Consider the following 20679-nt stretch of genomic DNA (forward strand, 5'->3'; position numbering starts at 1 on the left):
TCTAAAGAATAGAATAAAGACAAAAACCTGACAATATTAAATTTGTCAGGTTTTTTTATTTTTTATTTATCCATTAACCAACTGAATAATCGTTTCGCATCTTCTCCCTTAAATAACTGCGTTCCCTCATTCATAGTAGCTGCTGAACCACAAGCTACTCCCCAACGGATAACTTCTTTCAAGCTTTTATTTTGCGAAAGCGCCCAAACCATTCCGCCAACCATACTGTCTCCTGCTCCAACAGTACTTCGTTTAACAACATTGGGAGCGGGAACAAACTCATATGCATCCTTTGTAACTAAAACAGCGCCTTGAGGACCAAGAGAAACGACTACAATTTCAGCTCCGCCTTGAGCAATGATTTTCTTGGCAGCTTCGTTTACTTCTCCTATTTCAAGAGTTTCTACACCTACTAATTTGGCTAATTCCCCAACATTTGGTTTTATCAAATAAACGCCTTCTTGGAGCACATTAGTCAGCGCATCACCGTACGCATCAATTACTACTTTTATACCAGAAGCTTTCGCTATTTTGGCTATTTGTTTGTAAAAATCTGTTGGCAAACCTTCATTCAAACTACCACTAATTACCAGATATTTGCATTTTAATTTTTGAATTACCTCAATAATCGCTGCTTTTTCGTATTCATTTATTGCCGCTCCCGTAAAACCAAAACGATATTGCAAATTCGTATTATCATCTACGGCAACAAAACTTTCTCTTGTCCAACTGTGAATGGCGATAGCTTCAAATGGGATTTTTTCGGCTTCGATAAGTTCTTTTAACTTTTCGCCCGTTGCTCCTCCTGAAGTGAAAATCGCTTTGGAAACCCCTTCTAAACGGGCAATAGCTTTAGAAACATTGATTCCGCCACCACCAGCATCAAAACGTGGTGTTTCGCAACGGATTTTTTGCTCAGGAACTAAACCTTTAAAATGAGAACTTTTATCTAATGCAGGATTTACCGTGAGTGTAACAATATCAAATGATTCCATTTTGAGTGAATTTTTATTTCCTATAAAGGTCTGAAAAATTAGCAAATTTCAATGTGAATCGCACTATAAAAACACCAAAACTTTCCCGTCAAAAAATGGTGCAAGTTTGTACCTTTGCAAATCTAAACTTTAGAACAAAAAATGATTGAAGATAAAACCCCACAACGTACGAGTATTTCACAATTAGGAGAATTCGGATTGATTGACCATTTGACAAAAAACTTTGAAATCACACAACCTTCAACTATAAAGGGAATTGGAGATGACGCTGCAGTTTTGGATTTCAAAAATAAAAAAGTAGTCATTTCAACCGATTTATTAATTGAAGGCGTACATTTTGACTTGGCTTATATGCCATTGAAACATTTAGGATACAAAGCGGTAGTTGTCAATGTTTCTGACATTTGTGCCATGAATGCGAAACCGACTCAAATCACAGTTTCTATTGCGGTATCCAATCGTTTTCCTTTAGAAGCATTAGAAGAATTATTTGAAGGCATTACTCATGCGGCAAATGAATATAAAGTAGATGTTATCGGCGGAGACACCACTTCGTCACAAAAAGGATTAATCATTAGTATCACTGCGATTGGTGAAGCAGATGAAGATGAAATTGCATATAGAAATGGAGCTAAACAAACCGATTTACTGGTAGTAACAGGTGATATCGGAGCTGCTTATATGGGATTACAGGTTTTAGAGCGCGAGAAACAGGTGTTTCAGGTAAACCCAAATTCGCAACCGGACTTAGATGCTTACACTTACTTAATAGAACGCCAACTCAAACCGGAAGCACGTAAAGATGTTCGTACTTTATTGCACGCTTTAGAAATAAAACCAACTTCTATGATTGATATTTCGGATGGATTATCATCTGAGATTATGCATTTGTGCAAACAATCAAAAGTAGGATGTAATTTGTACGAAGACAAATTGCCTATTGACCCTCAATTTATCAATGTTTGTGAGGAATTCAATATCGACAGCACAACAGTTGCCATTAATGGTGGAGAAGATTACGAATTGCTTTTTACCATTGCCATGGAAGATTTTGAAAAAATAAAAGGAAATCCAAATTTCACTATTATTGGACACATGACACAAGAAAGTGAAGGCATTCATTTAGTAACCAGAGCAAATACCAAAATCGCTTTAAAAGCGAGAGGCTGGAATGCTTTATCAGAATAAAATCTTGAGTAAACAAAAAAACGACACTAATTTAAGTGTCGTTTTTTTTTGTTTACTATTTAAAAAATTAGAATAACAATCCTTTATTTTTAGCCTCACGAACCAAGTCAATATCACTTCCATCTTGCAATTTCAATAATTCTTTCAGGTTTAATTTCCTTCTTTCGATGGCACTTAAAGAGATTGGAATATACTGTGTCATTTCAGTGGTTTTTGTTCCTTTTGATATATGAAATAGAATCTGCTCATCAAATTGATCAATTTCTATAGCGTCGTGTTCCGACTGGTTTAACATTTTTTGAACCGATTGACTGTAATATGTTTCGTTTTTTATGACTTTATCAAAAGCAAAAAGCAACTCGTCGAACGTTAAATCATTTTTTATTACAAGTCCATTAGGATTAATGGTTTTGATAATTGTTTTTATTTTTAACAATTCGGTATACATAGTTAGCAAAATGATTCTGCAATTTGGCATGTATTCTAAAATTAATTTTGCCAAATCCTCCCCGGAGTAGATATTTTTCTCTTCATAAGCAGGCATACTTATATCTAAAAAAGCAATGTCAAAAGCCTGAATATTTGGGTCTGTAATTATGTGATATGCGGATTCGCAATCTTTAGCTTGCGTTATAGAAAAGTCATATTCACTTGGATTATACCTAGTTATAGCATTTTTATAACCTTCAATAATAAAAGGATGATCATCAACAATTAATATTTTATTTTCAATTACCTTTTTGACAGATGATGAATCAATTATCATTTTTTCTAAATTTATTTTTTTATTGGGACTTTGAGTGTTATAATTGTTCCTTCTCCTTTATTTGATTGCATATCGACAGTACCTTCACATTCATTGGCTCTAAAAAGTATATTCTGAAGACCAATTCCTTTTTTGGCAGTCTTTACATTAAATCCAATTCCATCATCACTAATTATTAAAATCAAATCATCATTTTCTTTTTTGATATCAATTTTAACACTATTTGCGTTAGCATACTTATTAATATTCTGTAATGCTTCCTGAATAATTCGGTATAAATTAATTTTTATAGTATTACTTATCAATTCCCATTTAATGGCTGAATCAACTGTTGGAACAAATACTAATTTATAAGTCTTTTTTTGTTCTTCAAATAAATCATTAACTATGGCGACGAAGTTATTAATTAATTCCGACTTTTCTCTATTCAAATCATGGGAAATTTCACGAATATCCTGTTCAATATTTTTCAATTCGGTCAAGTAACTATTTCTTTGAACAATAGCCATATCATCAGTAATGGTATTCAAACTGTCTAAATTAATTCGCACACCAAACATTCTGCCCAAAACCCCGTCATGCAGTTCCCGAGCTACTCTTTTTTTCTCCTTGACTCTATTCGTTTCTATAGTATTTTGTTGGGAAATCATTAAATTGTAGATTTCCTCATTTGCTTTTTGTTGCTGTTGCTTAAACATGAGTTCTCTATGCTTTGCTTTTTGTGTTCTGATAATAAACGTGAACAATCCAAGAATAGTAATAATACTAAAAAAATAAACTATGTTTCTATTTTGAACAACTAAATCAGAATTTTCATTTTTAATTTCATCCGTTTCATATTCTATACGGGTGAATTTATCCTCTGTTTTTCGATCTGCTTTTTGGAGACTGTCGTTTATATGAATATACTCTTTTGTATATTCAACTGCTTTTTTAGGCTCAATAATAGCTAACCTTTTGAGCGGAGCTAAAGCATTTCTAAAATTTTTTGATTTTCTGGCTGTCTCAAGAGCTTCTTTTGAATATCTTATCGCTTTAATTGTATCTTTCTTAGAAGCAAAATATTCCGACAAATGAATTTTATTAAGAATAATTCCAGATGTCAATTGAAGGCTATCCCTTATTTTCAGTGATTTAAAAAACAATTCTGGCAGTCCTCTGGATTCACCAATCTTATATCTTGAATATGCCAAATTATCAAGTAGCATGGCATATAACGATGGCTTATCATTAATTAAATTTGCTTGATCTAATCCTTGTTGAAAATAAGGTATAGCCTGCTTGTGCTTGACAAGATTCTGATATATATATCCAAGATTATTTAAGGAAGTGGCTTTTGATTGAAATACAGATGGTATCACCTTATCATCAATACTTGCAAGAGCTCTATTTTGATAAACTAAAGCTCTATCGTATTCTCCAGTCTCATTATATATGACCCCTAAAAGATTATAAGATTCATATTTAATGTCATTAGCTTTTTCCCCTTTTACTACTCCCAAAGCTTTAAAAACTGATATTTCACTTCCTGAAAAATCACTTTCATTAAATTGCAATAATGCCTTATTTAATCGAGTTTTAGATAAATTATAATTATCACTAAGCTTAATAAACATTTTTTCTGCTTTGAAATAATACATAAAAGCAGTATCGGAAACAGCTTTTGCGCCATAATAATCCCCTAAATATGTAAAAGCTTTAGCTATATTTATTGTATCATTACTCAACTTTGATTTTTCTAAAACTATATTTACAGTTTCTTCAAAATAATACCAATTATCCATATTATAATAACGATTGGCAACTTTAAATAAATTCACCTTATTCAATGAATCATTAGGCTGCTCAATTATAATAGCGAATGCTTTTTGATTATTTTCTAACCTTTTTTTAACTGGTAAACTAAAATCATTTGCTAATGATAGATACTTGGACAAACTATCCTGAGAAGTATTAATATCAGTATTTACTTCATTTATTTTATTACAACTAAAGAAAATAGAAATAAATAGAAATAATAAAACAATATATATGTAATGAGTACTTTTCAAGAGATGCTTTTGAGTTTTACCAAAAATAGTGAAAAAACCATTAACATAAAAAAAGGCTATCAATTTTGATAGCCTTTTAATTAATTCTTAAATTTTGTTCTAATATTTTTTAGTCTACTTTCTTATTTCCTCCTGCTGAAGCGCCTCCTACTAAGTCCACTTTTTTATTTCCTCCTGCTGAAGCTCCTCCTACTAAATCTACTTTCTTATTTCCTCCTGCTGAAGCTCCTCCTACTAGGTCTACTTTTTTGTTTCCTCCTGCAGAAGCTCCTCCTACTAAATCAACAGAAATTTTATTTTCTACTTTAGATGTATTGGACATTTCAGGTGAAGTAAATGAAGTTAATACCATCATTAAAGAGAATAAACCGAATGTTAAGATTGCTTTTTTCATAATTTGGGGTTTTTATGTTTTTATATTTTTTACTTGATTTAAATGAGTTGTTTCGAACAAATCACATGGTAAAACTACATAGTGTTCCCTGAATTACATTGGAAAATAAGGCGTTTATGGTAGAATACAGCCGTTTGATAGTGAATGAATATCAAATCCGGGTGAATGACTGTTTTTTAAATTTCTAAATAATTCCCATTAGCAAATTCGCTAATTATCATGTCAATATTTGACTTATATGATTTAGAAAAAGGAAGTTTCGTAACGGTGTTTTTAATGTAACATACTGCATTTCCGGTGTGAATCCTAGAAATATAGCGCTGATTTACAATATAACTGTTGTGGATTCTGACAAACGGATAAGATAAAATTCCTTCAAAATGCTTTAATGTTTTGAAAGCCGTAATCATTTCACCATTATTTAAATGAATATCTGTAGAATTATTATCAGCCTGGAAATAACAAATGTCTTTTGCATTAATATAGCGATAATCTCCATAAGACTTAATACATAAAATAAGCGGATTCCCTTTTACAACAGATTCATTTTGTAATTCGGGAGTTGCAAATACAGGAGTTGTTATCTCAGACTCAACAGCAACGGGAACAATTGCAGGCTTTTCGTTTACATTAGATTTTTCTAATTTTAGTACTGCTTTTACAACGTCAATACGAGATACTGGTTTCAATAGATAATCAAAAACCTCATATCGAATGGCATCAAAAGCGAGTTCTTTATTAGAAGTAGTAATAATGATTTTTGGAATTACTTTTAAATAGCGATACAATTCATTAATTAAAGACAGGGACAAATTGCTGCTTTTATCAGCAGGATCAATTTCGAGAAAAATTAAATTTGGGGTATGCTCTAATATCAGATTCAAGCCTTCTTCATAATTTGAAGCTACAGCCACAAAAGAGAGCTCTGAAAAACCATCAGCAATCGCTTTTGTTTTCAAAACACTTTCTTGATCGTCGTCAATAATAATGTACGAATAATTCATCAGTAGCTTTTCCTGAATTTGTTAGGCACTTTGTTGGATGTTCTGAATCATCTATCCTTTTAAAATCATTTAGTAATTAGGGCAGCTTTGGGAAACTAATTAAACAAAAGACTTCTTTTTAACAAAAAGACCTCTTTAACCAGCTAAAAATAAACATTTAGCCTTTTTTTTATATAAGTTGTTAACACATTTCAAACTAATGTTAACATGTTAAGATGAAGCGCAAATAAATCCGATGAAATGCATGATTTCATTGATAGAAAATTGGTCAAAAACAGCTTAATCCTTTAAAAATCACATTTCATAAAAATTAGTAATTTGATTATTATGACACTCTTTACTTTTGGATTATAACTAATATCATATATATTTTAAAAATAATGCTTAAAAAAAATCAAACTCCGGATTTTTTGCTGAAGGTTTTAGTCTAAGCTAAAAAGGGTTTTATATTCAAAATAAACGGAAGCATTGGTCAAAACTGACACTAGCTTTTAAACTAAAAAAGCTTCTCTAAATTGAGAAGCCTTTTTGATATTAAACGATTAAACAAATAATCGATTACATTTTTATTACATTTTCATCAACCAGTTTTTCATTGAAACTTCATTTTCAATGATTGCTTTCAAGTCGGCAATAGCTACACGATCTTGTTTCATCGTATCTCTGTGACGAATCGTTACGGTTTGATCTTCGATCGTTTGATGATCTACAGTGATACAAAATGGTGTTCCCAGCGCATCTTGTCTTCTGTAACGTCTTCCTACAGCATCTTTTTCATCATATGCTACATTGAAATCCCAACGTAAATCATCAATAATTTTATGCGCGATTTCTGGCAGGCCATCTTTTTTTACCAATGGTAAAATCGCTGCTTTTGTTGGCGCTAAAACTGCAGGTAATTTCAACACTGTTCTCGTAGATCCATCTTCCAATGTTTCTTCTTTTAAAGAAGTCGCAAAAACAGCCAAGAACATTCTGTCTAATCCTACTGAAGTTTCTACCACATAAGGAACATAATTCTGGTTCAATTCAGCATCGAAATATTGTAATTTTCTACCAGAATATTGTTCGTGAGCTTTCAAATCAAAATCAGTTCTGGAGTGAATTCCTTCTAATTCTTTGAATCCAAAAGGAAAATTAAATTCAATATCCGCAGCGGCATTAGCGTAATGAGCTAATTTTTCGTGATCATGAAAACGGTAATTTTCTTTTCCAAGTCCTAATGACAAATGCCAGTTAAGCCTAGCTGTTTTCCAATGTTCGTACCATCTCATTTCATCGCCTGGACGCACAAAAAACTGCATTTCCATTTGTTCAAACTCACGCATACGGAAAATAAATTGTCTCGCAACGATTTCATTTCTAAACGCTTTTCCGGTTTGGGCAATTCCAAAAGGAACTTTCATTCTTCCTGATTTTTGAACATTGAGGAAGTTAACAAAAATACCTTGAGCTGTTTCCGGACGCAAATATAAATCCATAGCCGAATCAGCAGAAGCTCCAAGTTTTGTTCCAAACATCAAGTTGAATTGACGCACTTCGGTCCAATTTCTAGAACCTGATTCCGGACAAGCAATTTCTAATTCTTCGATTAATGCTTTAACATCTTCCAAATCTTCGTTACCAAGAGAACGTGCCATTCTTTCCAGAATTTCTCTTTCTTTAGCTTTGTACTCCATTACACGGGCATTTGTCGTAACAAATTCCTGTTCGTTGAAAGCCTCACCAAAACGAGCGCGTGCTTTTTCGATTTCCTTGATTGCTTTTTGATTTAGCTTTTCGGCATAATCTTCAATCAAAACATCGGCTCTATATCTTCTTTTTGAATCTTTGTTATCAATCAATGGATCATTAAAAGCGTCAACGTGGCCAGATGCTTTCCAAGTAGTTGGATGCATCAAAATTGCCGCGTCAAGACCTACAATGTTATCGTTCATTTGAACCATTGCTTTCCACCAATATTCGCGTATGTTCTTTTTTAATTCTACTCCGTTTTGTGCATAATCATAGACTGCACTTAAACCATCGTATATTTCGCTTGACGGAAAAATAAATCCGTACTCTTTTGCGTGCGAAACTACATTCTTAAATAAATCTTCTTGTTTTGCCATAATGATGCAAAAATATAAAAAGTGAACTTAAAAAAAAGAAAATTGTTAAAGATTGAAGCAATGATTTTCCTATTTTTATAAATAAATCACTGATTACATGTTCAAAAGCATTATCAATCTATTTTTTCCGGTTGTTTGTTCGGGTTGCAAAGCCTTTTTATTATCCAATGAAAATGTAATTTGTACCGTTTGCAGACACGAAATTCCGTTGACCAACCATCATTTGAATACAGAAAATGAAGCTTTAAAAAAGTTTTATGGCAGAATTCCCGTTGAACACGCTTCGGCATTAACCTATTTTCATAAAAAAGGAATTGTTCAAGAAATGATTCACAGTTTGAAATATCGTGGTCACGAGGAAATAGGCACAGTTTTAGGAGAATGGTATGCAGAAGATTTAAAAAATTTAGCAACCATACAATCCATTGATGCAATTATTCCTGTTCCCATTCATAAAAAAAGATTGCGGGAGAGAGGCTATAATCAAGTTACCACTTTTGGTTTGGCTTTATCTGAAAATCTAAAAATCCCCTACAACTCTAGTCTTTTAAAAAGAAATATATATTCAAAAACTCAATCCAAGAAAAATTTCTTGGGAAGAACCGAAGGAATCGACGCCGTTTTTGATGTTTCATTTACCGAACAAGACCATAACAAACACTTCCTGCTAATTGACGATGTGATTACTACCGGAGCAACTTTGGAAGTGTGTTCAAAAGCATTACTTAAAATTCCTGGTGCCAAAATCAGTATTGTATGTATGGCAATGGCACATTCTTAACGCATTCAAAAAAATAAAACACCCTGATTTACTGATTATTATAAGCAATTTTAAATTCATTAAAACTAGTAAATTAACTGTATGAGAATTGTATAATTTACATATTTAATGAAATTATAACAAAATTGTCTTTCCTATTATAAAGTTAAATGTATAAATTTGAATAAAATTTTTATAAACCAATTTAAACAACAATATCATGGCTTTTGAATTACCACAATTACCGTATGCGTATGACGCATTAGAACCTTATATTGATGCCCGTACGATGGAAATTCATCATACTAAACATCACAATGCTTACATTACTAATGTTAATGCTGCTATTGCAGGAACAGACATGGAAGGTAAGACTATCGAAAATATTTTGATTAATCTTGATATGAAAAACATGGCAGTTCGCAACAACGGCGGTGGTTTTTACAATCATAATTTATATTGGACCGTTATGACTCCAAATGGAGGCGGACTTCCAACAGGTGATTTATTAGCTGCAATTGAAGCTGCTTTCGGAAGTTTTGAAGAATTTAAAGCTAGTTTCAGTAAAGCTGGTGCTACACAATTTGGTTCAGGATGGGCTTGGTTGTGTGTGCATAAAGGCGGAAAACTTGACGTTTGCGGAACTCCAAATCAAGACAATCCATTAATGCCTGAAGTAGGTTGTGGTGGAACTCCAATTTTAGGAATGGACGTTTGGGAACATGCTTACTATTTACATTATCAAAATAGAAGACCTGATTATATTGAAGCTTTTTTCAACGTAATCAACTGGACTGAGGTAGCTAGAAGATATGCTTTAGAGAAATAAAAAAATAAGATGAAAGAATAAAGATTTCAATAATTACCATTTTTTTCTTGTTTCTTTCCTTTTAAAATAAAAAGCGCCGATTTCAAAATTTGAAATCAGCGCTTTTTGCTTGATATTTTTTTTTATTTTATTACAATAAAAAAGGCGGAATTTCTTCCACCTTTTTTGCCCCAAATCTACCATAAACTTAACCTACTAATGTTAATGGTTACTCAAAATTAGAAGAGTTATACAGTAAAAACAAACTTTTAAGGTAAACAACCTATAAAACCGATTAATGGTGTTTTATTCGAAGTATTAGTACGCTCGGGCGTCTTTTCCTTCATAAAAATTCATGAATGCTCGGTTTACAACTCGGTTTCCTCCTGGCGTAGGATAGTCGCCAGTGAAGTACCAATCGCCTAAATTTTTAGGACAGGCAGTATGTAAATCTTCAACAGTTTGGAATATTATTTTTACTTCGGCATTAATTTCTGGTGAGCTTAACATCTCTGCAATTTTGTTTGAAACTTCCTGTGGATGAAACGGCTCGTAAATTGCCGTTACATAATTCACTACTTCATGATCTTTGAAATTTTCCTGTGCTTTACATTTAGCATATACTTCATCAACAATATGATATAAATTCCTTTCTTTAAGCAATTCTAAAGCGGCTTTAAATGCAACCAAGCCTTCTAGTTTTGCCATATCAATTCCGTAACAATCCGGATAACGAATTTGTGGTGCCGAAGAAACAATAACAATTCGTTTTGGTTTCAATCGGTCCATCATTTTGATAATACTCATTTTCAATGTCGTTCCGCGCACAATACTATCATCTATAATTACTAGATTATCCGTAGGTTTAATGACACCATAAGTAACATCATATACGTGAGCTACTAAGTCATCACGGCTGCTGTCCTCTGTAATAAAGGTTCTGAGTTTTGCATCTTTAATAGCCACTTTCTCCGTACGTATTTTTACGGTCAGTAATTCTTGTAACGTTTCTTTGGTTAACGAATTTCTGTTTTCAAGAATATAATTATTTTTTCTTTGATTTAAAAAATCTTGTGCTGCTTCAACCAATCCGTAGAAAGAAGTTTCGGCTGTATTTGGAATATAAGAAAAAACCGTGTTGTCCGTATCTTCATCAATCGATTCTAAAACTGCCGGTAAAATTAATTTTCCAAGATTTTTTCTTTCTTGATAAATCTCAGCGTCACTTCCTCTTGAAAAATAAATTCGTTCAAAAGAACATGCTTTTTTAACCGCAGGTGGAAGAATTTCTTCCATAGAAACAGTTCCGTTTTTCTTTATTATTAAGGCTTTCCCCGGATCAATTTCTTGTACTTTTTCGAAAGGAACATTAAAAACAGTCTGAATCACCGGTCTTTCTGATGCTACAACCACAACTTCATCATCCTGATAAAAATAGGCTGGACGAATTCCGGCCGGGTCTCTAAATACAAATGAATCTCCGTGTCCCAAAAGTCCCGCCATTGCGTAACCTCCATCTAAATTTTTAGAAGAACGTCTCAAAATTTTAGCAATATCTAAACGTTCTGCAATTACAGGAGAAGCTTCTCTTTTAGACAAACCTTCAATCTTGCAATCTTGATACAATTGCATTACTTCTTTGTCAAGAAAATGCCCAATTTTTTCCATTACAGTAACGGTATCCGCCATTTCTTTTGGATGCTGTCCCAGTTCTACCAGATTTTCAAAAAGTTCTTTTACATTGGTCATATTGAAATTTCCGGCCAATATCAAATTTCTGTGCATCCAGTTGCTTTGGCGTAAAAAAGGATGAACACTTTCGATACTATTTTTTCCAAATGTTCCGTAACGTACATGCCCCAAAAACAACTCTCCTACATAAGGAATATTCGCTTTTAGTTGTGGTATATCATCCGCATATTCGGGATGTGCCGTCATTTCCTCGTTGATTCTATCATTTATCTGAGCAAAAACATCTTGGATAGGCTGCGCGTGATTGGATCGCACACGACTTATGTATCGTTCTCCAGGTTCTACATCCATTTTTATGCTGGCAAAACCTGCACCGTCTTGTCCACGATTGTGTTGCTTTTCCATAAGTAAATACATTTTTTGTATTCCGTAGAAAGCAGTTCCATATTTTTCTTTATAGAATTCAAGCGGTTTAAGTAGTCTAATTAAGGCTATTCCACATTCGTGTTGTAAAGCGTCGCTCATTGTGTTGTTGTTTGTTGTATTATTATTTTAAGCAGTAATTTTGGACTAAATTTTTATCAAAAAAGCCCCGTTTCCGAGGCTTCCTGACATTATATTTCTATGTCAAACTGAGTCAAAGACTTAAATTGTTTCAACCTTGACTGTACTTCTTGTTGTTCTAAATCAATCATTCGTTCTGTTCCAAATTTCTCTACACAAAAAGAAGCTAAATTAGAACCATATATAATTGCATTTTTCATGTTCTCGAAAGATACATTTTCACTTTGTGTAATAAACCCTGCAAATCCACCTGCAAAAGTATCTCCGGCACCTGTTGGATCAAAAACTTCTTCTAATGGTAATGCTGGTGCAAAAAAGATTTGTTTATCATGAAACAATAATGCTCCATGTTCTCCTTTTTTAATTACTACATATTTAGGTCCCATTTCATGAATTATCGCTGCCGCTTTAACTAACGAATATTCTCCTGAAAGTTGTCGTGCTTCCTCATCATTAATCGTAATTACGTCTACACGTTTAATCACATCCAACAATTCCGGTAATGCACAGTCCATCCAAAAATTCATTGTATCAAGAACCACTAATTTTGGCTTACTCTCCATTTGATCCAAAACACTGCTTTGTACCAATGGATGCAAGTTTCCTAACATAACTACATCAGCATCTTTGTAATTCTGAGGTACTTTTGGTTGAAAATCAGCCAAAACATTAAGTTCTGTTGCCAATGTATCTCTTGAATTCAAGTCATTGTGGTACAAACCGCTCCAAAAGAAAGTTTTCCCTCCTTTTACAACTTCAAGTCCTGAAATATCAATATTTCTTGCTGTTAATAAATCTAAATATTCTTGTGGAAAATCATCGCCTACTACAGAAACTATGGCAGATTGTAAATTAAAAAAAGAAGCTGAAAGTCCGATATACGTACCGGCACCACCTAAAATTTTATCTGTTTTACCAAAAGGGGTTTCAATTGCGTCGAAAGCTACGGTTCCAACAATCAATAATTTGTTCATTTTGTGAATTTCGAATTAAGGCGCAAAGATAGTTTATAAGTTACAAAATTGCAACGGGTTAGAATTGTAAAGTTTTCATAATTTACAATACTGAAAAACAAATGTTTAGAGCAGTTTTTTTTCTTCTTTTTCATAAAAGGAATCAATTGAAAGCTGCTTTTGAGCCGAAGCCATAACGGCGAGCTCATCGCATCTTTCGTTTTGAAGATGGTTATTATGTCCTTTTATCCATTTAAAATCTACTTTATGTTTTCTGTAGACTATTAAAAAACGTTTCCATAAATCCGGATTTTTTCTGTCGATAAATCCTTTTTTTTCCCATCCAAAAACCCATTTTTTTACAACAGAATCAACAACATACTTAGAATCTGAAACTACCAGAACTTTAGTATCTGAATTTTTAAGCTTTTCCAGACCTACAATTACGGCCAATAATTCCATCCTATTATTTGTCGTAAAACGAAAACCCTCATAAAATTCCTTCCGATACGGCTTTCCAACCCACTCCATAACTACTCCGTAGCCACCGGGACCGGGATTGCCTTTGGCCGCTCCATCGGTATAAATATGTACGTCGTGTTCCAAAATATGACTCTATAAGTTATTGGTAAGCAGTTTTTCTATAACCAAAGGAAAAAATTCCTGTTCCAATTCGTGGATTTTTTCAGCAACATGTTCCGGAGAATCTGTTGCTGCTAAAAGCACTTGTTGCTGAAATATAATATTTCCTTCGTCATAATTTTCGTTTACAAAATGAATTGTAATTCCGGTTTCTTTCTCTTTATTTTCAACAACTGCATGATGTATATGCATTCCATACATTCCTTTTCCACCATATTTTGGCAACAATGCTGGATGTATATTTATAATTTTATCAGGATAGGCTTGTACTATATTTTGAGGGAATTTCAATAAAAATCCGGCAAGAACAATTAAATCAGGCTGAATTGCATTAATTTTTTGTAAAACTTTACTTTCATTTAAATCGTGTTTTGAGAAAATCTCAACAGGAATTGAATTATTTTTTGCCCTTTCAATAACTTTTGCATTTGCATTATTAGTGAACACAGCAACAACTGTTGCTATCTTTGTTGTGGCAAAATACTTTATAATATTTTCAGCATTAGTACCCGATCCAGAAGCAAAAACGACTATTTTTTTCATAACCTAACCTAGTTTTATTATGCAAAAAAAGGGATAAAAAATGAAAATAAATAACATTCAGAAGCCTTTGTTAAAATAAATTTTATAATTTAGTTCACACATTTATTAACTAAATAGTTGTTTTAAAATAAAGTTTTTTATTTTTGCCAACAAATTAAATTCTAAAATTAAAGATTATGTCAGACATTGCATCAAGAGTAAAAGCGATTATCGTAGACAAATTAGGTGTTGACGAAAACGAAGTTGTAACAGAAGCAAGCTTCACTAATGATTTAGGAGCTGACTCATTAGACACTGTAGAGCTTATCATGGAATTCGAAAAAGAATTTGACATTCAGATTCCAGACGATCAAGCAGAAAACATTGCTACTGTAGGTCAAGCAATTTCTTACATCGAAGAAGCTAAGAAATAATAAATACACACCCGTTTGCAATTTTGCACACGGGTGTTATTATTTTCTAAAACTAAATTCACGATTGAAATTCAATCAAAAAAAAGATATTTATTGTAATACCCATGGCTCTTTTATAACAATATAGTAAAAAGAAGCGTGGGTTTTATTTGTTTAAAGATAACAAAAACACATAAGTTATGGAATTAAGACGAGTTGTTGTAACAGGTTTAGGTGCGCTTACTCCCATTGGAAATAACGTCCAAGAATTTTGGAATGGTCTAATTAACGGAGTTAGTGGAGCCGCACCGATAACTTATTTCGATGCTTCAAAATTCAAAACTCAGTTTGCTTGCGAATTGAAAAACTTTAATGTCGAAGAATTTATTGACAGAAAAGAAGCAAGAAAAATGGATCGTTACGCACAATATGCTATGGTCTCATCAGAAGAAGCAATGAAAGATGCTAATTTTGATTTGGACAAATTAGATAAAGATCGTGCTGGTGTAATTTGGGGATCTGGAATTGGCGGATTAGAAACTTTTCAAATTGAAGTTCTTAATTTTGCTGCCGGAGACGGAACACCAAAATTCAATCCTTTCTTTATCCCAAAAATGATTGGTGATATTGCTTGCGGGCATATTTCAATAAAATATGGCTTTAGAGGCCCTAACTTTGGTACTGTTTCAGCTTGTGCTTCATCAACAAATGCTATTATAGACGCATTCAATTATATCCGATTAGGTCATGCCGATGTAATGGTGACAGGTGGTTCAGAAGCTGCAGTAACTATTGCGGGGATGGGCGGATTTAATGCCATGCATGCTTTATCTACCAGAAACGACGACCCAAAAACAGCTTCAAGACCAATGGACAAAGACAGAGACGGATTTGTACTTGGAGAAGGAGCAGGAGCTTTAATTCTTGAAGAATACGAACATGCTGTTGCTCGTGGCGCAAAAATTTATTGCGAAGTTGGTGGTGGCGGAATGTCAGCAGATGCTTATCATATTACAGCTCCACATCCGGAAGGATTAGGTGCGAAAAATGTAATGTTAAATTGCTTGAGAGATGCAGGTTTAAAACCAACAGATGTTGACGGTGTAAACATGCACGGAACTTCAACTCCTCTGGGAGATTTAGCAGAATCTAAAGCTATTCAACATGTATTTGGCGAACACGCTTATACAATGAACTTGAATTCAACAAAATCAATGACAGGACATTTACTTGGTGCTGCTGGTGCTGTTGAAACTATATCCTCTATTCTTTCTTTGAAATACGGGATTGTTCCTCCAACAATAAATCATTTTACAGATGATGAAAACATTGATCCAAAATTAAACTTCACTTTTAATAAAGCTCAAAAAAGAGACATGAAAGTAGTGATGAGTAATACCTTTGGATTTGGTGGTCACAATGCTTGTGTATTGGTAAAAAAATTAGACTTTTAAACACCTATGCGTTTAATCAAAAAAATATTTTCGAAATCCCGTTCTCAAGAAGACGGGATTTTTTTTGATGCTATTGAACGAATTCTTGGTTTCGCCCCAAAAACTATTGACTTATACAAAAAAGCATTCACACATCGTTCCTCAAATCGCATGGACGAAAAGGGAAATCCGGTTAATTACGAACGTTTAGAATTTCTTGGAGACGCCATGCTAAGTTCTGTAATTGCCGCACATCTTTTTAGTAAAGCACCAGCAGGAGACGAAGGCTATCTAACAAAAATGCGGTCCAAAATAGTTAGCAGAGAACATTTAAACGAGTTAGGGAAAGATTTAAACCTGGTTCAATTTATAGAAAGCAAAGTGCCGTTACAGCATTTTGGAGAAAATATTCATGGAAACATTTTTGAATCATTGGTTGGCGCAATATATCTTGACAGAGGTTATGAATACTGCGAAAAATTCATCCAAAAAAGAGTTATTATTCCTTATGTAGATATTGCGCGTCTGGAAGGAAAAGTAATTAGCTATAAAAGTTTGGTCATCGAATGGTGCCAAAAAGAGAAAAGACTGTTTCATTATGACATTTTTGAAGACAACGGTATTGACGGCGAAAGGCTGTTTGGAGTAAAACTCAGTATCGATGATAAAGTAATTGCAAGAGCAAGAGCAACTTCAAAAAAGAAAGCAGAAGAAAAGGCTTCGCAACGAGCATATTTTGCATTTCAAGAAAAAATGGATAAGAAATAACATCGAATTCTTAAAACTATAACGTTTTCGTTCATAAATTAACAGAAACATCCCGTTTTAGAATATCGATGCTGAAATAGAAATACTATATTTACAACTTATTTTTTCAGGAAATGGCAATTCATAAATTGGATCTTGGTGAATTTGACGAAATAGATTACTATCTTATTGCCATTCACACTTCATTAGAAGACTATAGATTGGCATATTTTATCAATCAAAAGCTTCTAATCAATTTGAGTAAAAATGAAAATGAAATTCAAATCAATATAAAAGAAGGAGAAACAAAATTTTCAAGATTTTATTATTATGACATAGACAAAGCACTTTCTTGGAATTTAATCCAAAATAAAAACGAAGTCATTCAACATAAAAAAGACAACAGTCAAAATCTGTTTTCTAATACAACGTTAGAAGTTTTAACAAAAGTACATCTGCTTCCTGAATTTAAAAAAGTAGATTATTTTTTAAAAATAGACAACTGTGACGAAACTATAAGTGTTTCGGATGTAATGACATTATTAAATACCATCGACAATATATCAACAGTATATACGGTCGACACCAATAAAATCAAATCAAAAAATAATTTAATTTTTTAATACAAATGCTTACAAACAAGAAAACCAAAATTGTAGCCACTCTTGGGCCTGCATGTAGTACAAAAGAGATCATCAAGGACATGATCGACGCAGGTGTAAATGTGTTTAGAGTAAATTTTTCGCATGCCGATTATGAAGATGTTAAAAACAAAATTAGTATTATTCGTGGCCTAAACGAAGAGTTTGGCTATACGACCGCAATTCTTGGAGATTTACAAGGTCCAAAACTTCGAGTAGGTGTAATGGAAGATGGCGTAGTGGTAAATGACGGTGATTTAATCACATTTACAACTGCTGAAGATATTCTTGGAACAGCTAAAAAAGTATTCATGAAATACAAAAACTTTCCAAATGATGTAAATCCAGGAGAGCGTATTTTACTTGATGACGGTAAACTTATTTTTGAAATTGTTGAAACCGATAAAAAAACCGAAGTACTTGCAAGAGTAATCCAAGGTGGTGAATTGAAATCTAAAAAAGGAGTTAACCTTCCTAACACTAAAATATCTTTACCTGCAATGACAGAAAAAGATATTGCAGATGCCATTTTTGCTATTGGTCAAAACTTAGACTGGATTGCCCTTTCTTTTGTAAAAACACCAAGAGACTTACAAGACTTACAAGAATTAATCGCTGAACATTCAGAATATAAAATTCCAATTATTGCAAAAATCGAAATGCCGGAAGCATTAGAAAATATTGACAAAATTGTAGCTTATTGTGACGCTTTAATGGTAGCTCGTGGAGATTTAGGAGTAGAATTACCTGCTCATGAAGTACCATTAGTTCAAAAAGAATTAATTCGCAGAGCAAAAACAGCCAGAATCCCAGTTATTGTTGCTACTCAAATGATGGAAACAATGATTACCAGCTTAACTCCAACACGTGCAGAAGTAAATGACGTAGCTAACTCAGTTATGGATGGTGCTGATGCAGTAATGCTTTCTGGAGAAACTGCAACAGGTAATTATCCGGTTCAAGTTATTCAAAAAATGACTCAAATCATTGAAGCAGTTGAAGATTCTCCGCTAATTCAAGTACCACAAAATACGCCACAAGTAAGAACAAACCGTTTTATCACTAAAACTATTTGTCATCATGCTGCAACAATGGCGAATGTTATCAAAGCCAAAGCAATTTGTACATTGACTAACAGTGGTTATACTGCATTTCAAATTTCAGCTTGGAGACCATCTGCTCATATTTTAGTTTTTACATCAAATAAAAGAATCCTTACTCAACTTAATTTATTGTGGGGTGTAAAATCATTCTATTATGAAAAATTAGTAAGTACTGATGATACAATTACTGATGTAAACGAAATTGCAAGACAAAAAGGATTTGTGAAAAAAGGAGATTTCCTTATCAACTTAGCCGCTATGCCTATCACAGATAAAGGAATGGTAAATACCTTAAGAGTTTCTGAAATAGAATAGTAATTTCTATATCCATTAAAAACTATCCGTCTCGTTTGTCAAAAATGAGACGGATTTTTTATTAAAGTAACCTATTTGATAAGTCTAAAAAAAAGAAATCTAATCTTTTTTACAATTATTATTTTAAGGAAAATTAAATATTCTTCTAAAAAATAAAATTTATATTTGAGCAACAAAAAATCATATCCAATGAGTTTCAATTCGAATAATCCCTTTTTAAACAATAAAACATTCTCGTCAACAGCAGTTTCAAAAAAAGACGAAGTACATCAAGCTACTTTAATTGATTACAATCAAGAAATGACTTTGTCAGGGACAAATCAACAAAAGTTTAATTTTATTTTTACTGCTTACTGCCTCGGCAACCATAATCTGGTGGATGGCTTTTAATGGTTCAAATCCAATTATTCCTGCAATTGGCGGAGCAGTTGTGGGATTAGTTTTGGTTTTAATTTCAGCTTTCAAACCACAATATTCTCCTTATTTAGCTCCAGGATACGCCTTATTTGAAGGTTTATTTATAGGCGGAATATCCGCTATTTTTGAAGCAAAATACCCTGGAATTGTATTGCAAGCAGTTGGAGCTACATTTGTAACTTTTGCCGTTTGTTTAGGTCTTTATAAATATAACATTGTAAAAGTGACAGAACAGTTCAAATCTGTTGTAGTTGCAGCTACTTTGGCTATTGCCACATACTATTTGATTTCTTGGTTATTCTCAATGTTTACAAGCTTTACACCTGTACATTATGGTAACTCCATAATGAGTATTGGCATCAGCGTGTTTGTAATTGTAATTGCAGCTTTAAATCTGTTCTTAGATTTTGATCGAATAGAAAAAGGTTCTGAACAAAAAATGCCAAAATACATGGAATGGTATGGCGCTATGGGATTGATGATAACACTGGTTTGGTTGTACATCGAATTTTTAAGATTGCTTTCTAAATTATCAAGCAAAAACTAATACAAAATAATGAAGTTACAAAAACCCTTTCTGTCCACGGAAGGGTTTTGTGCTTTATGCAGCTTTCTCAAAAGCAATAAAATGAGATAATCTTCCTTTCTTGTCAAAAATTGGGAAACCTTTGATGTGACAAAGATAGGTTTCACCATTCTTTTTATAATTCAAAACCGTTTTTTCAAATGGCACTTGCAACTCAATCGCATCCCTGATTTCTTTTGATATAGTGCTGCAAGTTGCTTCTCCGTGAAACATTTTTGGGCTGTTGCCTAAAATTTCTTCTTCACAATAACCGTTCATTTTAATAATATTATTTGAAGCAAAAACAATTCGCAATTGCGCATCAGTTACCACAATCACCTCTTCTTTTAATATTTCTTTAAAATCCCAACTATTTTGACTCCATTGTCCTAAAGAACTTATTCCGTTAAGTTTATTCAAGTCTACAAAGGTGTTTTTTAATTCATTTAAAAAACCATAATGAAAATCCCAAGAAAAGACTGGAGCTGTCTTTATATTTAAGTCCTGGTGGTACTTAGCAGTAGCTTCGTCATATTGCTTGAAATGCCCCATATCGTTCTAATTTTTTTCAAATATAATTTTAATTAAAACACTA

General features: G+C 33.0%; 19 protein-coding genes and 1 pseudogene. 9 read left to right on the forward strand and 11 right to left on the reverse strand.

Features of this window, described 5'->3' with window-relative positions:
- Positions 1–62: 62 nt before the first annotated feature.
- Positions 63–995, reverse strand: a complete 933-nt coding sequence (locus O6P34_RS03600) for a 1-phosphofructokinase family hexose kinase (protein ID WP_269685960.1) — start codon at positions 993–995, stop codon at positions 63–65.
- A 141-nt stretch (positions 996–1136) separates the two neighbouring features.
- On the opposite strand from O6P34_RS03600, the gene thiL reads away from it, so the two are divergent.
- Positions 1137–2183: a thiamine-phosphate kinase gene (thiL, locus tag O6P34_RS03605; protein WP_269685961.1), complete on the forward strand. Its 1047-nt coding sequence runs from the start codon at positions 1137–1139 to the stop codon at positions 2181–2183.
- A gap of 67 nt (positions 2184–2250) precedes the next feature.
- Here the strand turns inward: thiL and O6P34_RS03610 are convergent, their stop codons facing one another.
- From O6P34_RS03610 to O6P34_RS03630, 5 genes are all read right to left on the reverse strand, one after another.
- Positions 2251–2949, reverse strand: a complete 699-nt coding sequence (locus O6P34_RS03610; protein WP_269685962.1) for a response regulator — start codon at positions 2947–2949, stop codon at positions 2251–2253.
- 11 nt (positions 2950–2960) lie between these two features.
- The gene (locus O6P34_RS03615; RefSeq protein WP_269685963.1) at positions 2961–5000 is read right to left on the reverse strand and encodes a tetratricopeptide repeat-containing sensor histidine kinase; all 2040 of its coding nucleotides are present in this window, start codon (positions 4998–5000) and stop codon (positions 2961–2963) included.
- Between the two features lie 109 nt (positions 5001–5109).
- Positions 5110–5394 carry a 3-oxoacyl-ACP reductase gene (locus tag O6P34_RS03620; RefSeq protein ID WP_269685964.1) on the reverse strand — a complete coding sequence of 95 codons (285 nt, stop codon included), beginning with the start codon at positions 5392–5394 and terminating at the stop codon, positions 5110–5112.
- Positions 5395–5570: 176 nt separating this feature from the next.
- Positions 5571–6398: a LytR/AlgR family response regulator transcription factor gene (locus O6P34_RS03625; RefSeq protein WP_269685965.1), complete on the reverse strand. Its 828-nt coding sequence runs from the start codon at positions 6396–6398 to the stop codon at positions 5571–5573.
- Positions 6399–6967: 569 nt separating this feature from the next.
- On the reverse strand, positions 6968–8509 hold the full coding sequence (locus O6P34_RS03630; protein ID WP_269685966.1) for a glycine--tRNA ligase: 1542 nt from the start codon (positions 8507–8509) through the stop codon (positions 6968–6970).
- A gap of 97 nt (positions 8510–8606) precedes the next feature.
- On the opposite strand from O6P34_RS03630, the gene O6P34_RS03635 reads away from it, so the two are divergent.
- Both O6P34_RS03635 and O6P34_RS03640 read left to right on the forward strand, forming a co-directional pair.
- Positions 8607–9290: a ComF family protein gene (locus O6P34_RS03635; RefSeq protein WP_269685967.1), complete on the forward strand. Its 684-nt coding sequence runs from the start codon at positions 8607–8609 to the stop codon at positions 9288–9290.
- A gap of 199 nt (positions 9291–9489) precedes the next feature.
- A complete protein-coding gene (locus tag O6P34_RS03640; protein ID WP_269685968.1) occupies positions 9490–10098 on the forward strand; it encodes a superoxide dismutase in 609 nt (202 codons plus the stop codon).
- Between the two features lie 297 nt (positions 10099–10395).
- Here O6P34_RS03640 and O6P34_RS03645 read toward each other — a convergent pair whose 3' ends face one another.
- The 4 genes from O6P34_RS03645 to purN form a co-directional block, all read right to left on the reverse strand.
- Positions 10396–12294, reverse strand: a complete 1899-nt coding sequence (locus O6P34_RS03645) for an amidophosphoribosyltransferase (RefSeq protein WP_269685969.1) — start codon at positions 12292–12294, stop codon at positions 10396–10398.
- A gap of 89 nt (positions 12295–12383) precedes the next feature.
- Positions 12384–13307: a PfkB family carbohydrate kinase gene (locus O6P34_RS03650; protein ID WP_269685970.1), complete on the reverse strand. Its 924-nt coding sequence runs from the start codon at positions 13305–13307 to the stop codon at positions 12384–12386.
- 105 nt (positions 13308–13412) lie between these two features.
- A complete protein-coding gene (rnhA, locus tag O6P34_RS03655) occupies positions 13413–13892 on the reverse strand; it encodes a ribonuclease HI (RefSeq protein WP_269685971.1) in 480 nt (159 codons plus the stop codon).
- A gap of 9 nt (positions 13893–13901) precedes the next feature.
- Positions 13902–14471, reverse strand: coding sequence for a phosphoribosylglycinamide formyltransferase (gene purN, locus O6P34_RS03660; RefSeq protein WP_269685972.1), 570 nt, complete (start codon positions 14469–14471; stop codon positions 13902–13904).
- A gap of 176 nt (positions 14472–14647) precedes the next feature.
- On the opposite strand from purN, the gene O6P34_RS03665 reads away from it, so the two are divergent.
- The 6 genes and pseudogenes from O6P34_RS03665 to O6P34_RS03690 all read left to right on the forward strand — a co-directional run bounded on the left by O6P34_RS03665 (position 14648) and on the right by O6P34_RS03690 (position 20066).
- Positions 14648–14884 (forward strand): acyl carrier protein, encoded by a 237-nt coding sequence (locus O6P34_RS03665; RefSeq protein WP_007137004.1) that lies wholly within the window; start codon positions 14648–14650, stop codon positions 14882–14884.
- Positions 14885–15063: 179 nt separating this feature from the next.
- On the forward strand, positions 15064–16317 hold the full coding sequence (gene fabF, locus O6P34_RS03670) for a beta-ketoacyl-ACP synthase II (RefSeq protein WP_269685973.1): 1254 nt from the start codon (positions 15064–15066) through the stop codon (positions 16315–16317).
- A gap of 6 nt (positions 16318–16323) precedes the next feature.
- Complete coding sequence (gene rnc / locus O6P34_RS03675) at positions 16324–17064, forward strand: ribonuclease III (protein ID WP_269685974.1); 741 nt, start codon at positions 16324–16326, stop codon at positions 17062–17064.
- 113 nt (positions 17065–17177) lie between these two features.
- A complete protein-coding gene (locus O6P34_RS03680; RefSeq protein ID WP_269685975.1) occupies positions 17178–17666 on the forward strand; it encodes an IPExxxVDY family protein in 489 nt (162 codons plus the stop codon).
- A 5-nt stretch (positions 17667–17671) separates the two neighbouring features.
- Positions 17672–19102 (forward strand): pyruvate kinase, encoded by a 1431-nt coding sequence (gene pyk / locus O6P34_RS03685; protein WP_269685976.1) that lies wholly within the window; start codon positions 17672–17674, stop codon positions 19100–19102.
- A gap of 189 nt (positions 19103–19291) precedes the next feature.
- A pseudogene (locus O6P34_RS03690) lies at positions 19292–20066 on the forward strand (Bax inhibitor-1/YccA family protein).
- A 54-nt stretch (positions 20067–20120) separates the two neighbouring features.
- On the opposite strand, the gene O6P34_RS03695 reads toward O6P34_RS03690, so the two are convergent.
- A complete protein-coding gene (locus O6P34_RS03695; protein WP_269685977.1) occupies positions 20121–20636 on the reverse strand; it encodes a PAS domain-containing protein in 516 nt (171 codons plus the stop codon).
- Positions 20637–20679: the final 43 nt, after the last annotated feature.

It is taken from the genome of Flavobacterium lacustre (assembly GCF_027474525.2).
Taxonomy (GTDB): Bacteria; Bacteroidota; Bacteroidia; order Flavobacteriales; family Flavobacteriaceae; genus Flavobacterium; species Flavobacterium lacustre.

What these genes read in the sequence shown, in the direction of transcription:
- thiL (WP_269685961.1), top strand. Translation starts at nt 1,137, where the DNA reads ATGATTGAAGATAAAACCCCACAACGTACGAGTATTTCACAATTAGGA.
- O6P34_RS03665 (WP_007137004.1), top strand. Translation starts at nt 14,648, where the DNA reads ATGTCAGACATTGCATCAAGAGTAAAAGCGATTATCGTAGACAAATTA.
- O6P34_RS03635 (WP_269685967.1), top strand. Translation starts at nt 8,607, where the DNA reads ATGTTCAAAAGCATTATCAATCTATTTTTTCCGGTTGTTTGTTCGGGT.
- O6P34_RS03600 (WP_269685960.1), bottom strand. Translation starts at nt 995, where the DNA reads ATGGAATCATTTGATATTGTTACACTCACGGTAAATCCTGCATTAGAT.
- O6P34_RS03640 (WP_269685968.1), top strand. Translation starts at nt 9,490, where the DNA reads ATGGCTTTTGAATTACCACAATTACCGTATGCGTATGACGCATTAGAA.
- O6P34_RS03630 (WP_269685966.1), bottom strand. Translation starts at nt 8,509, where the DNA reads ATGGCAAAACAAGAAGATTTATTTAAGAATGTAGTTTCGCACGCAAAA.
- O6P34_RS03645 (WP_269685969.1), bottom strand. Translation starts at nt 12,294, where the DNA reads ATGAGCGACGCTTTACAACACGAATGTGGAATAGCCTTAATTAGACTA.
- O6P34_RS03620 (WP_269685964.1), bottom strand. Translation starts at nt 5,394, where the DNA reads ATGAAAAAAGCAATCTTAACATTCGGTTTATTCTCTTTAATGATGGTA.
- O6P34_RS03610 (WP_269685962.1), bottom strand. Translation starts at nt 2,949, where the DNA reads ATGATAATTGATTCATCATCTGTCAAAAAGGTAATTGAAAATAAAATA.
- O6P34_RS03650 (WP_269685970.1), bottom strand. Translation starts at nt 13,307, where the DNA reads ATGAACAAATTATTGATTGTTGGAACCGTAGCTTTCGACGCAATTGAA.
- O6P34_RS03625 (WP_269685965.1), bottom strand. Translation starts at nt 6,398, where the DNA reads ATGAATTATTCGTACATTATTATTGACGACGATCAAGAAAGTGTTTTG.
- purN (WP_269685972.1), bottom strand. Translation starts at nt 14,471, where the DNA reads ATGAAAAAAATAGTCGTTTTTGCTTCTGGATCGGGTACTAATGCTGAA.
- O6P34_RS03680 (WP_269685975.1), top strand. Translation starts at nt 17,178, where the DNA reads ATGGCAATTCATAAATTGGATCTTGGTGAATTTGACGAAATAGATTAC.
- O6P34_RS03695 (WP_269685977.1), bottom strand. Translation starts at nt 20,636, where the DNA reads ATGGGGCATTTCAAGCAATATGACGAAGCTACTGCTAAGTACCACCAG.
- pyk (WP_269685976.1), top strand. Translation starts at nt 17,672, where the DNA reads ATGCTTACAAACAAGAAAACCAAAATTGTAGCCACTCTTGGGCCTGCA.
- fabF (WP_269685973.1), top strand. Translation starts at nt 15,064, where the DNA reads ATGGAATTAAGACGAGTTGTTGTAACAGGTTTAGGTGCGCTTACTCCC.
- rnc (WP_269685974.1), top strand. Translation starts at nt 16,324, where the DNA reads ATGCGTTTAATCAAAAAAATATTTTCGAAATCCCGTTCTCAAGAAGAC.